The following is a 13,121-nucleotide window of genomic DNA, read 5'->3' on the forward strand; positions in this document are numbered from 1 at the left end:
GACGCTGCTGATCAAAGCATATTTATGCAGCCCGGCCATAAGCAAGTTGCTGCAGGTTACGTACTTTACGGGCCATCAACAATGCTTGCGCTGACTACAGGTAAAGGCACGCGCATGTTTACCCTTGATAAAACACAAGGCAGCTTTTTACTTACACAAGATTTTGCAAGCATTCCTGCTGATACAAACGAATTTGCCATTAATACGTCTAACCAACGCCATTGGCAGCCAGCTATGCAAAACTATATCAATGATTTGCTAGCAGGCGATACAGGCCCGCGCGCTAAAAACTTTAATATGCGCTGGATTGCAGCAATGGTGGGCGATGTACATCGCGTGCTTAGCCGTGGCGGTTTATTTACTTACCCTACAGACACTAAAGATCCTAAAAAGCCAAATAAATTACGCCTACTTTACGAAGCAAATCCAATGGCTATGTTAGTAGAGCAAGCTGGCGGTATCGCTTCAACCGGTACCGAGCGTATTATGGATATTCAGCCTGATGCAATCCACCAGCGTGTAGCCGTTATTTTAGGTTCTAAAAACGAAGTAGAAACGTGCTTGGGATATCATAAATAATCGCTTAAAACGATTGTCTTCAATTTAAAAAAACCGCATTCAATTGAAGTGCGGTTTTTTGTAGGTGAGGTTTTACATTTCGCTTTTTAAACACCAAAGCCACGTTACATGAGCGCGAAGTAAATTCGCACCTACAGAGTTGCATATATTGTAGGTGAGGTTTTACACCTCGCTTTTAATCTCAAAAGCCACGTTACATGAGCGCGAAATAAATTCGCACCTACAGGGTTGCATATATTGTAGGTGAGGTTTTACACCTCACTTTTTAAACACCAAAGCCATGTTACATGAGCGCGAAGTAAATTCGCACCTACAGGGTTGCACATATTGTAGGTGAGGTTTTACACCTCGCTTTTTAAACTTTTACTAACGCAACTATTTGAGCAAGCTTTTGATGATTAAGATCTCCCATTTGCTCGCTATTACTGAGCGCATAAATAAAACCTTCATGCTCAGCACAATCAATGTCATCTCGCGATTCAATTACGTTTGCCCAAAGCTCTAAATCATCTAAGTCTATTTCGTTACTTAAACAGCGCTTAAGAACATCAATTAAAACCTCGGTTGAGAGAGTATAATGAGTTTTATTGCTATCAGCAGGGCTTGAAACGATAACCGATATAGCTTCATCCCTTTGCTCACCAAATGTAATAAATTCAGCTAATGCTTTTTGTGTATTCATAATATTTGTTATTCTTGGCTCACTGTTACTAAAAAGAATTATAATGACTGAACTTAACTGCACTCAATGCCACAGTACTCTAACGTGTAATGTAGACGATATATCAGCGTGTTGGTGCAATGAGCTGCCGGCTATTTTACCGCTTGATATCACAGCAACAAGTTGTTTATGCCGCAAGTGCACGCTTAATAAAATAAATACTTTTTTAGAGGGTGTTTATACACAACCTATTAAAACCCAAATAGACTTTGCAAAACAATTTAGAGGTAACGAAAATTTAATTGAAGGGCTCGACTACACCATGCAAAGTGGTTACATGATATTTAGTAAGTGGTTTTTTTTAAAGCGTGGTTCGTGCTGCAAAAATGGTTGTAAAAGTTGCCCTTATGGTTTTAGAAAGTAAAAGCTATTTAATACAAATACGAACAAACATTGGTTTTTACCTTCTCATTTTCTTCTCTTTCACTTCTCCTTGTGAGTAATATTTTTAAATACTGTTATTCACAAAGAGGTTTAGAGACGCTGCGCTTTTAGAGTAAGCGATTGTATAAAAATAGTATTCAAATACGAGTAAGCACTGGTTTTTATCTTCTCATTTTCTTCTCTTTCACTTCTCCTTGTGAATAATATTTTTAAGTACTGTTATTCACAAAGAGGTTTAGAGGCGCTGCGCTTTTAGAGTAAGTTATTGTATAAAAACAGTATTCAAATACGAGTAAGCACTGGTTTTTATCTTCTCATTTTCATCTCTTTCACTTCTCCTTGTGAGTAATATTTTTAAATGCAATTATTCACAAAGAGGTTTTGAGGCGCTGCGCTTTTAACGTGAGCAAGCTTTACATATGCAACATGTCTACTTTTCTCCCGTGGCGATGGGCAATGAATCACTTGCGCCCCACTCACTCCACGAGCCATCATAAACACTTAAATTACTGTAACCACACTCGGTAGCAAATAACGCTAAAACACAGGCTGTAATACCTGAGCCACAGCTAAATTGTAGCTGCTGCGCATCACCGACCACGTCATTAAATATCGCTTTAATTTCAGTAAGTGGTTTTGCTTCACCTTTATTAAGTAAATCCATAAAAGGTAACGATCGACTATTTGGGATATTCCCGCTACGCATACCTTTTCGGGGTTCACTTTCTTCGCCTGTAAAACGTTTATAAGCACGTGCATCTAGCAATACAGTGTTAAGCTCATCGATTGCGTCAACCACTTGTTGGCTATTAATAAAATACTCAGAATTATAGTTTGCCGTAAAATCACCTTTACCTAACGCTTTGCTATAACCTTGTTGTATGGCGTAACCGCTCTCTAACCACGTCTTAAGGCCACCACTGAGTACTTTAACATTGTGATGCCCCATAGCTTTAAACATCCACCACGCTCTTGCTGCGCTAAATAAACCGCCATCTTCGTATACAACTATAAACGAGTCGTTATTTACACCTGCATTTTGCATCACGTGGGTAAACTGCTGCTCGCTGCATACCATACTTGGTAAGGGATTTGATCTATCGGCCAATTCGTTTTTTATGTCAAAACGTTTAGCGCTAGGCAGCATTGCTTGAGGCGAATAAGCACCCAAAACACCTGGGCGCAGCATACCTGCATCAAATATCACTAATGCAGGATTATTAAGTTGATCGTGTAATTGCTGACAGCTAATTAGGTTTTTCATTAATTATTTAGCACTACATATTTTGTCTAATACGTTTCTTAATTTTGTACTAGATGTATGAGAGGTATAAGAGAAATAACATATTTCAACATTAAACTTTTTAAAGTCAGCTTCTATTTGGTTCCACTTATCGGTGCCCTTCCAATCATCACCCACGAACATTTTATCAAATTTTAAGTTGTTCCAGGCTTCTTCTTTGTCATAGTTAACCTGGGGAACAACTTCATCAACAAATTTTATTGCTTCAACTATTTCCATACGCTCCTGAAAAGGAATCACTGGCTCTTTATTTTTAGCTGACTTGCTTAACTCATCGGTAGTAATACCCACAATTAAGTAATCACACTCTAATTTGGCTCTTTTCAGAATATTTAAATGACCTATGTGGAATAAGTCAAAAACACCCGTTGTATATCCAATTTTTTTCATTTCTAAAGCCCAATTATAATTTAGAGTTTATAAATCCTTTTAGTAGTTCGATTACATCCAAATACTTTTGTAATAGTTACTTATTTTTTATTAAATATTGAACAATTCTGTTACTTGCTTTACCGTCCATTTTACCCGCTAACTTTTCTGATAAAGACAATCTAATATTAGCTAAGCTTTCTGGTTCAGCCAGTTGTTGTTCAACTAACTTTTTAAGGTTTTTATATTTTTTGGCGTGTATAGCAACATTCGCATACTCACCATAATCTTGATCCATTCGCTTTTTAAAACGATATGAAAATATTCCTTTGTATCCCCACCGCAACTTCAAAAAATCGCACCAAATGACTGGCTTGTTTAACAGAGCAAATTCAAATAAAGCTGATGATGCATCACTAATCAATAAATCTGCTTTATCTAAAAAAGGCACTAACGAATAATCTTCTACTTTTGCTAAATATACATTGGGATACGTTGACCAATGATCTAGCAATTTCACGTGTTTTTTATAACGCTCTTTACTAATAGAAAAGTAATGAGGTTTTATTAAGATGTTGTAATCACCAAAATGTTCCGGCCAATTTTCAGGAAATAACTCTAAGCTGCTTGGATAAAATGTAGGAGCGTATAAAATAGTTTGTTTTTTATTATCAAAGTTAGTTAATTCTAACGTGCCATCAATTTTTTCCTTATTAAAAATAGGGTCTAATTTGCAAAAGCCTACATCAACAAATTCATCATTTGGATACATTGATTTTAAACGGTTTAGTCTGTACTGACCTTCAACAAATCTAACTGTCATTGCTTGACTAGACTTAGTATAGTAACTTGATTTAGGGCCTATTCCATGTCCGAGCTGAGCGCTTTTAGATACTTTATGTAAGCGGTCTAGGTAACAAAAAGAGTTAGCAAAAAAAACCCAATCAGCTTTTTCATTTTCGTAATAAGCAATTGATTGTTGTTGTTCGTTAACCCAGATGTGATCTAAGTCATAGTCATCTATAACACGCTGAATTAAATGTTCATGGCTATTTTTATAAAATACAAATTTACTTTTGATGCCATTTTTACATAATTCTTTATATACAGGGATATACTGAGGGAGATAGTAAAGGCTTTGTGTATCAAAAATTATATTCATATAGGATCACTATTATTTTTTCTTTATATTCTACCTTGAAAGGAGCATAACAAAAACAAAGTGATTACATTTTTATAATTTCATCACGAAGTGGCGCCATTCTAGAAAGAATATCGTTTTGTAAGCTATGGCTAATGTTCTGCTCATTCATTGCATTTATAAGTAAATCAACCACATGATTAAAGTCTTTCTCTGTAATATGCATACCTGTATGGATTGCTACCATAGAGTCGCCATCGTATGTACATGGGCCTTCTACTAACATACACATATGAGTAATAAACCCTTGGCGAAAGTACGCTATATTGCTGTGTTCAAAGTAATGAATTATCTGCTCGTCATTACCTATTTGATAGATAAAGCTATCAACAATTCTGCCTATCCCCGCTTTACCATCGAGCTTTTGATAAAGCGATAATTGTGTTGAGCTAGCACAACTACAAAGCAATCCTACGCATACTATAAAAATACCAACGCTTTTCATTACCAATACCCTGTTACCGATAAATACCAACCTGTTTGATCGTCAGCTCCTGCAATGCTTCCTAAATCAAGGTAAGCCGCTGTCACACTTACGTGCTTATTAGGCATCCATGCTACAAATAAGTCTTTCCAATCTTGTTCGCCTAAGTTTAAGTTATTTGATTTTTGACGATACTCAACACCTACGGCGACTTCACGACTAAAAAATATAGCTGTGCTGCCTTCAAATAGCACTTTACCACTACCATTTTCTCCACCGTAGCCAAGCAAACCAAGTTGATTAGCTTCGCTGTATCGTGTAGTTACGTTCCAAAACCAGTTATAACCAGCAATAGCCCCCAAATGTAACTTACTAGCAGCGAGGTAGTAGTCAGTGCCGCTAGTATCTTCTGCGCCTACAAGTGTTGCAATACTGCCATCATCCAGTGATTTATGCTGAATACCTAAGCTAAGTTGTGGCCAATCACTGTAAACAATATCGCCATATAAACGTATTTTAGCACCTGTAATTGACTGCTCTATTTCAGCATCAAGTGCTGGTACATCAAAGCGCTGTTGGGCATAACTGAGCTCAACACGATTAAATAAATTAAGTTGTGCACCACATACGTCAAGTGTGTAGTCGGTTACATCTGCGCGGCTACAAAAGCCATTTACCGAAAATTCGTCATCACTTGCGTACCCAGCAAGTTGTGCCCACGGTACAATACCACCGCCGCCACTGCCTTCAATTTGAGAAACTCCCGGCGTAGCTAGCAGTTTTCCATTGCTTGCAATGCTCGGTACACTAATTATTAAAAACAAACTTGCTAATAAGTATTTAATTTTTTTCATAGTATTCCTCCAGCCATTCTTCTAATAGTTCTGCTTTTAAAGGCCTACTTAAGTAATAGCCTTGTGCATGGTCACACTGCATACCTCTAAGTAAATTTAATGAGCCAAGTGTTTCAACCCCCTCAGCTACAACCGAGAAACCTAGCTGATGCCCCAACGTAATTGATGATTGCACTATAAATTGATCTTTTTGCGATTCATCAAGTTTTAGGATAAAGCACTTATCTAGCTTAAGCTCATCAATCGGTAACATTTTTAATCGACCAAGTGATGTTTGCCCTACACCATAATCATCTAATGATATTTTAACGCCAATTGCCTTTAGGTTTTCGAGCGCTTTAATACCTTTTTCTTCGTTTTCGATCATATCGCGCTCAGTAAGCTCAATAGTGATCAGCTTAGGATCTACTTTGTACTTTTTAAGCGTACGAACTAATGCAGCATGAAAGCCCGGAAATGCTATGTCTTGCGCAGATACATTTATTGCAGCCTGTAAGTTTATATTTTTAAACTGCCAATCCGCTACTTGTGCTACAACCGTATTAACAACCCACCCTGTAAGTTCAACAATAAGGCCCGACTGCTCAGCCAAGTCAATAAACAGTTCAGGATTAACCCAACTACCATCTTTTCGCTGCCAGCGAATAAGCGACTCAACTTTATCTATTTTTTGCGATTTTAAATGTAATTTTGGCTGATAAGTCATAAACAATTGACCATCGTCATCACTAATAGCCTGCTTTAGTTCATCAAGCATTATTAAGCGATCTAAGTGCGCTTCGTCTTCGCCATTTTGATAGTAATGTATGCTCTCTTGTGTGTTTGCAGCACTTTCAACTGCAATTAGCACACGGCGCATTAAGTCATCACTTGCAATACCTTGTGTAGGATACTGCACAATGCCTGCACTAAAGCGTAAGTTAATTTTTAGTTTTTGAATGGTGTAGCACGCTTGTAATTGTGCCATTAAGCCAACAATACCGCTTTTGTGTTCACGCGCTGCCGCAGTCGGAAACACAGTTAAAAACTCATCACCGCCAATACGGGCATGAAAGCCCCCTAACTCATCCGAAAACTCACTTATTCTGCAAGCAACCGCCTTTAGGCAGTCATCACCAATACGCGGACCGAGCTTATCGTTTATATGGCGAAGCCCTTTTATGTCTATTGCAACGAGCGTGTACTCGGCTGATGAATCTAACTCATCATCAAGCACCTCAAGCATGGCTGAGCGGTTATAAAAGCCTGTTAGGGAGTCGTGTCTGGCTTGAAAGCTAATTTGTTGCTCGCGCTGATTAATATCATTACCCATGCTATCAAACGCTGCGACTAGCGTGTCTATTTCGGTACTTTGCCTTCGCCCTTTAAATTCAAAAGCATAATTACCTTGTGCAAATTGCCTTGCTATTACAGCTAGTTGAGTAAGTGGCGTAGTTAAATTATTTGCAAATATGCTGCTCGTAATAACACCTACAAACATAGTTAAAATAGCTAAAATAATAAGTGTAAAAAGAAGTTTTTCGAAGTCACTATAACTTTGTGTTAAATCGGCGCTCAGTAAAATAATTATAGGATGGGTCAACAACGATGGTAAATCTATATCTCGGTTACGATACACCAAATACTCACCAAAAAAACGCGATGTGGTTACGGTACTAAAATAGCTAACCGGTTCAAATTGCTCAGGGCGATTAGCTAATGAGCTAATAACAATATCGTCAGCGCTGCCTATAAAGCTCACATCCATGCCTGTTAAGCTTTTTAGTTCATGGGCTACATTGTCGTCAATTTTAAAGCCCACCAAACTATAGGCCACTGTACGTGGCGCTCTTACAGGTAATAAAATAATTTGGTAAAGCTCGTTATTTAGCACCACAAAACTAGACTCTTCTGGCGCACTTAAAAGCTCTTCCATTAACGGCTTTAAGTTATGTGCAAAAGCGTCTTCGTCAGTATTGGCGGAAATTAGCCTACCCGATAAATCAAGTAGCAGCATTAATTCGGCATCAATACGCTGACTATGATTAAACAACACACTGCTTATTGTCCCGGCATCTCGCGTTGCTACAGCTTGCTTAAAACCAAAGTCGGAGGTGAGTACTTTTGCTGCGGTTAGTAGTAGGCTTTCTTTTGATTTTAAATATTGCTTATAAACATTTTGCGCTACGGTAATGTCTTGATTTACTTTTTCTTCTTGAAACTTACTCGTAGACCACCAAAAACTAAACAAGCTGACCATAGTGGTTAATAACACTAAGCCAACACATAAAATGGTTATGCGATTTCGTAAACTATTAGTCATTACCAGCCTTAAACTTACTACCAAAGGTATTTCTAGGTGCTGGGGTCGATGTGTTTACTGTTATCTGTAACTGTTTTTGAGAATTAATTGTTATCATTTTTTTATTCTCCAATGGCGCTGTTTGTAAAGGGTGCCACACACTCACTTGTGCAGGCAGCGTATTAATAGGCAAACTAACATAGCCTTTTTTATCTGTTTTATATACGGATTCACTACTCGCTACATAGATATAGCCAACCATAGAGTCATGAATATTACACCCTAAAACAACAACCCCTTGTTGCTCAAACGTAATGGGCTCTTTTGGTTGCCCTGAATATAATCTTAGTTGAAAAGGCTTAGCTTGTGAAAAAGAATAAACATGATGGCGAATATTATCGCTGTTAGGAAAGTTAACTTTTTGACCCTGTTGTACAACTAATAATTCGGGTAAAAACTGCTTATGGACTTGATCCATTATAGCAATGGGCAAATTTGATGGTGTGGCTTGTTTGTCAGCAATATTAAGCTCAACCACTGCACCTGATAACTTTTGGCCGTGTTGATCTTCTATTACTAATTCAATATTCGCACTTAAAGCAAACTGACTAAAAAACAAACCTATAGCTAAAAAGTAATGACTTTTAGCAAACTTTTGCAATGCCCGCTCAAACATAACAACACCTAAATATTAATGTTAGGTTAAGTTAATTAGAGACGAGCACTAATTGCAAGAATTATAGCCCAGTAACTAAAAATAAAGACTTAGTTACTGGCTTTGTTAGCACTTAAGTGCTGCTATTTAACAATTAATCCGTAATCGTTATCTAAAATAGTAATGACTTCTTGGCGAGGATCTTCAGGGATCACAATATCTTTACCTACAATTTTGCTCGCTATGCCAACATAGGTATTTGACACTTCAAGCATTACTGATTCTGGTAAAATATAATCTTTTGCTAATTGCTCACGCTCACTCATGCGATCTTTATTTAATAATACGTCGCTCTCTGGCACATTATTAATAAGTAATTGGCGAAAACCTTCTTTAGAATTTTCAACAATTTTACCATTTTTGTATGCAGCTTCATCCCAAATACGTGACGAATCAGGCGTGCCTACTTCATCAATATATATAAGCTGTTGCGCGCCATTTAAATCCTCTACATAACCAAACTCAAATTTTGTATCTACAAAAATTTGGTTAAGCTTCGCTAGCTCATCACTAATTAATTTAAAACCTTCAACTAACAGTTTTTCGTATTTGGTTACGTCATCTGCCGATTTAAAGTTAAATACATCTAAGTTATTAGTAATGTTAGCGCGAGTAATATTTACATCATCAACTGGCGGAATATCAGCAACGCCTTCAATAATACCTTTTGTTGATGGCGTAATTAAAACGTTATCAAGCTTTTGGTTCGCTTTTAAACCTTCTGGCAAGTCAATACCACAAAAGTTACGTATGCCTTTAGCGTAGTCACGCCACATGCTACCCGTAATATATTGGCGAGCAATTGCCTCTACTTTTACTGTACTGGCTTTGCGTACAATCCACACATACGGATGTGGAATATCAACAATATGATTGCCCGCAAGACCCGCTTTATCAAATAACTTAAACCAATGGGCTGCAACTGAGTTTAGCGCTATACCTTTACCTGGTACGCCATTTAAACCGTTTTCGCCTTGCCAAATGCAATCAAATGCAGAAATTCGGTCTGAAATAACCATAATCGCAAGCTCAGTACCTGTCGGTACTTGGTAGCCTTTGTCTTTAATTAATCGTGCGCTGTCTTCATCAGTTAACCAATAAACTGAACGAACTTTACCGCTGTGTACTTCACCTTTGGTACGAATGGGTAAATCATCGTTTACGTCTAAAACTTTATAGCTAGTCATGCTATCTCCGGGGTTAGGGATGCTCTTTGAGCAAAGTATGGTATGGGGTTATATGGGCTGTATAATAATCTAGCCAACCTCAAAGCTCAATCGGATGCTTAAAACAAATAAAGGCATATATTTATAAGCGAGTCGCAATGGGGTAAACTTAATGTGCCAACCAGCCTGAGGAGATAGCTTGAACTACTTAACTGCCACTAAAAATAAAAAATACTTGATGTATATTTCTCAAAATTATTCATATGCTATTTTGAGGCCTATTCAGGCTGCAATATTAGCTCATGGTGGTGAAGTGCGCTGGTTTTTACAAGGTTTGGCAGTCAATCCTAATTTTTTAAAAAAAGAAGAAAAACGGCTTAATACAATAGAAGATATTCACGAATGGAAACCCGATGCAACGTTTGCACCGGCTAATTTAATACCCACTTTTTTCCCTGGTATCAAAGTAGGTGTGTTTCATGGCTTTGATGCAGGTAAGCTAGATAAAAAAGGGAATAACGATCATCTTAAAGCTAGAGGTTGTTTCGACCTGTATTGTACACAAGGCCCAAATACAACAATCCCATTTAAAGCCTTACAAAGAAAACTAGGCTATTTCAAGGTAACAGAAACTGGCTGGCCTCCTCTTGACCGATTATTTGATGGCATCACCGAAACGCCTTATACAAATAAATCAGACACCCGACCAACCTTATTAATCTGCTCTACATTTTCAAAGCGACTATCGCTTGCACCAAAGCTATATGAGCAAATAAAACATTTTAGTGAAACCGGAAAATGGCGAATTTTAATGCAATTTCATCCAAAAATGCCAACTGAATTGGTAAGCAAATATAAGGCATTAAGCAATCAAAATTTAACGTTTATTGAGACCGACGACGTAGTCCCTTTATTAAAATCAGCCGATGTTATGTTATGCGATACATCATCAGTACTTTTAATGTTTTTAGTCCAACGAAAACCTGTGGTCACCTTTTGTAATAATGCTCCTGAGGAACACCTACTTAATGTAACAGACCCTAATAAAGTTGAAGAAGCCTTAGAGCAGGCTTTCACGTACCCTAAAACACTTATGAAAAACATTGAAAACTATTGCCAAGAGCTTCATCCATATACTGATGGGCAGTCGAGTGAACGCGTAGTTGCTGCAACAAATGAGTTTTTATTAAGTGAAGATAAACTAAAACCTAAGCCATTTAATATTATTAGGCAATTTAAAACGCGCAGAAACCTCAATTATTGGAAATGGTAAAATAAAGTAATGATCAACCTAAAAAACGTAACTTTTAAGTGGCATAAAAGCGATAGCTCACCCACGCTCAACATAAAAGAGTTAGTTATAGAAAAAGGTGAGCATATTTTTTTACACGGTCCTAGTGGCTCAGGTAAATCGACATTGTTAGCGATTCTTGCTGGTATTAATACAGCCACCAGCGGTGAGGTATCAATTTTAGACCAAAACCTAACTACATTAAGCAATACTACCCGTGATGTTTTTAGAGCGGATCACATTGGCTACATTTTTCAAAACTTTAACCTGCTTCCTTATTTAACTCCTATTGAAAATATAACGCTTGGGTGTGAGTTTTCAAAAAGTCGAAAACAAAAAATATTAAAGCAATCATCAAATAAAAACTCTGCCTTACAAAAAGAAGCGATGCGGTTATTAAATGCTTTAGGCCTTACTGCGCAGTATCACCATAAAGATGTAGCGACATTGAGTATTGGACAGCAACAGCGCGTTGCTGCAGCTCGCGCATTTATAGGCAGCCCTGAATTAATAATTGCTGATGAGCCCACCTCTGCACTCGATACAAATAACCGTGAGAGCTTTATAAAGCTACTGTTTGAACAAGCAAAGTTATCTAATAGTACGCTGGTATTTGTGAGCCACGATGAAACACTAAAGCCTTTATTTGACCGCTCCATTGACCTTATAAGCTTGCAGGAACAAGTATGATTCTCGCTAAACTTGCTTACAAAAGCTTATTAAACCGCCGCGCAAGTGTACTGCTTACATTATTTACTATCGCAATTAGTGTAATGTTACTTTTAAGTATTGAGCGTGTACGAATTGATGCTAAAAGTAGTTTTAGTAATACTATTTCGGGCACTGATTTAATTGTTGGTGCGCGTACCGGCGACATACAGTTGCTGCTTTCGTCAGTATTTAGAATTGGCCATACTAATAACGGCGTAAGCTGGAAAAGTTATGAATACATAACAAGTCAGCGAGGCGTAAAATGGAGCATACCTATAAGCCTAGGCGACAGCCATAAAGGCCAAGCGGTACTAGGCACAACACTTGATTACTTTAGCCATTATCGCTTTGCAAAAAAACAAAATTTAACCTTTAACAAAGGCCACCCTTTTGCTGCAATTAACGAAGTGGTGCTAGGTAGTGAAGTTGCAAATAAATTAGGTTATAAACTTAACGACTCTATTGTTATATCGCACGGTATGGGGAACACCAGTTTTCATCATCATGACGATAACCCATTTAAAGTCGTCGGTATTTTAAACCCTACTGGCACGCCTGTTGATAAAACGCTGCATATTCCTTTGGCTGCAATCGATTTAATTCACGGCGGTAAAGCGAGCCTTGAGCATGACGACCTAGTTGGGCATCCAAAACAAATTACAGCATTTTTAATGGGATTCAAATCGCCTTTATACACGCTACAAATTAGGCGCAATATAAATCAATATAAGCCAGAAGCCCTGCTTGGGATTATGCCAACCGTAACACTTAAAGAGTTATGGGAAATGCTCGCCATAGTAGAAAAAATACTTTTGCTATTCTCAGCTGTTGTCGTGTTAATTAGCCTACTTGGCATGCTAACGACATTGCTCGCAAATTTAAGTCAGCGTCGTCGCGAACTTGCTATATTACGTTCGGTAGGCGCTCGCCCTTGGCATTTATTTACACTTATAAGTATTGAGTCACTACTGACCACTTTACTTGGTTGCCTAGCAGGTAGTGTGCTTTACTATTTAGCTATTTTTTCAGCCGGCGGTTACTTACAAAGTCATGCCGGTATAAGCGTAAATATCACAATACTCTCTTACTATGAACTGGGCTTAATCGGCGTTATTATGGCAG

14 protein-coding genes are annotated in these 13,121 nt (G+C 37.8%); 5 read left to right on the plus strand and 9 right to left on the minus strand.

From position 1 onward, the window contains the following. The coding region (locus L654_RS0101020) for a class 1 fructose-bisphosphatase (protein ID WP_024606985.1) at positions 1-579 on the plus strand (579 nt) is incomplete at its 5' end. A gap of 355 nt (positions 580-934) precedes the next feature. Here L654_RS0101020 and L654_RS0101025 read toward each other — a convergent pair. Continuing rightward, positions 935-1,261, minus strand: coding sequence for a hypothetical protein (locus L654_RS0101025; RefSeq protein ID WP_024590658.1), 327 nt, complete (start codon positions 1,259-1,261; stop codon positions 935-937). A 43-nt stretch (positions 1,262-1,304) separates the two neighbouring features. On the opposite strand from L654_RS0101025, the gene L654_RS0101030 reads away from it, so the two are divergent. Next, positions 1,305-1,664 (plus strand): DUF5522 domain-containing protein, encoded by a 360-nt coding sequence (locus tag L654_RS0101030; RefSeq protein WP_024606986.1) that lies wholly within the window; start codon positions 1,305-1,307, stop codon positions 1,662-1,664. Positions 1,665-2,114: 450 nt separating this feature from the next. Here L654_RS0101030 and L654_RS0101035 read toward each other — a convergent pair whose 3' ends face one another. From L654_RS0101035 to L654_RS0101070, 8 genes are all read right to left on the minus strand, one after another. Beyond that, the gene (locus L654_RS0101035) at positions 2,115-2,948 is read right to left on the minus strand and encodes a sulfurtransferase (RefSeq protein WP_024606987.1); all 834 of its coding nucleotides are present in this window, start codon (positions 2,946-2,948) and stop codon (positions 2,115-2,117) included. A 3-nt stretch (positions 2,949-2,951) separates the two neighbouring features. Then, a complete protein-coding gene (locus L654_RS0101040) occupies positions 2,952-3,377 on the minus strand; it encodes an adenylyltransferase/cytidyltransferase family protein (RefSeq protein WP_004335499.1) in 426 nt (141 codons plus the stop codon). A 76-nt stretch (positions 3,378-3,453) separates the two neighbouring features. Beyond that, positions 3,454-4,518 (minus strand): CDP-glycerol glycerophosphotransferase family protein, encoded by a 1,065-nt coding sequence (locus L654_RS0101045; protein WP_024606988.1) that lies wholly within the window; start codon positions 4,516-4,518, stop codon positions 3,454-3,456. 64 nt (positions 4,519-4,582) lie between these two features. Continuing rightward, entirely contained in the window at positions 4,583-5,002 is a 420-nt protein-coding gene (locus L654_RS0101050) for a group 1 truncated hemoglobin (RefSeq protein WP_024606989.1), read from the minus strand. Then, positions 5,002-5,835 carry a DUF3034 family protein gene (locus tag L654_RS0101055; protein ID WP_024606990.1) on the minus strand — a complete coding sequence of 278 codons (834 nt, stop codon included), beginning with the start codon at positions 5,833-5,835 and terminating at the stop codon, positions 5,002-5,004. Before L654_RS0101055 ends, L654_RS0101050 begins: the two co-directional genes overlap by 1 nt. Continuing rightward, positions 5,822-8,137: an EAL domain-containing protein gene (locus L654_RS0101060; protein ID WP_024606991.1), complete on the minus strand. Its 2,316-nt coding sequence runs from the start codon at positions 8,135-8,137 to the stop codon at positions 5,822-5,824. The genes L654_RS0101055 and L654_RS0101060 overlap by 14 nt, the downstream gene beginning before the upstream one ends. Further along, positions 8,130-8,792, minus strand: a complete 663-nt coding sequence (locus L654_RS0101065) for a methylamine utilization protein (protein WP_007581955.1) — start codon at positions 8,790-8,792, stop codon at positions 8,130-8,132. The genes L654_RS0101060 and L654_RS0101065 overlap by 8 nt, the downstream gene beginning before the upstream one ends. A 122-nt stretch (positions 8,793-8,914) precedes the next feature. Beyond that, a complete protein-coding gene (locus L654_RS0101070; RefSeq protein WP_024606992.1) occupies positions 8,915-10,018 on the minus strand; it encodes a phosphoribosylaminoimidazolesuccinocarboxamide synthase in 1,104 nt (367 codons plus the stop codon). A gap of 178 nt (positions 10,019-10,196) precedes the next feature. On the opposite strand from L654_RS0101070, the gene L654_RS0101075 reads away from it, so the two are divergent. The 3 genes from L654_RS0101075 to L654_RS0101085 all read left to right on the plus strand — a co-directional run. Continuing rightward, positions 10,197-11,270, plus strand: a complete 1,074-nt coding sequence (locus L654_RS0101075; RefSeq protein ID WP_024590650.1) for a CDP-glycerol glycerophosphotransferase family protein — start codon at positions 10,197-10,199, stop codon at positions 11,268-11,270. A 9-nt stretch (positions 11,271-11,279) separates the two neighbouring features. After that, positions 11,280-11,978 carry an ABC transporter ATP-binding protein gene (locus L654_RS0101080; protein WP_024590649.1) on the plus strand — a complete coding sequence of 233 codons (699 nt, stop codon included), beginning with the start codon at positions 11,280-11,282 and terminating at the stop codon, positions 11,976-11,978. Continuing rightward, on the plus strand, positions 11,975-13,121 hold a 1,147-nt coding region (locus tag L654_RS0101085; protein ID WP_024606993.1), incomplete at its 3' end, for an ABC transporter permease. The genes L654_RS0101080 and L654_RS0101085, both read left to right, overlap by 4 nt.

The sequence above is a fragment of the Pseudoalteromonas sp. TAB23 genome, assembly GCF_000498075.1.
GTDB lineage: Bacteria > Pseudomonadota > Gammaproteobacteria > Enterobacterales > Alteromonadaceae > Pseudoalteromonas > Pseudoalteromonas arctica.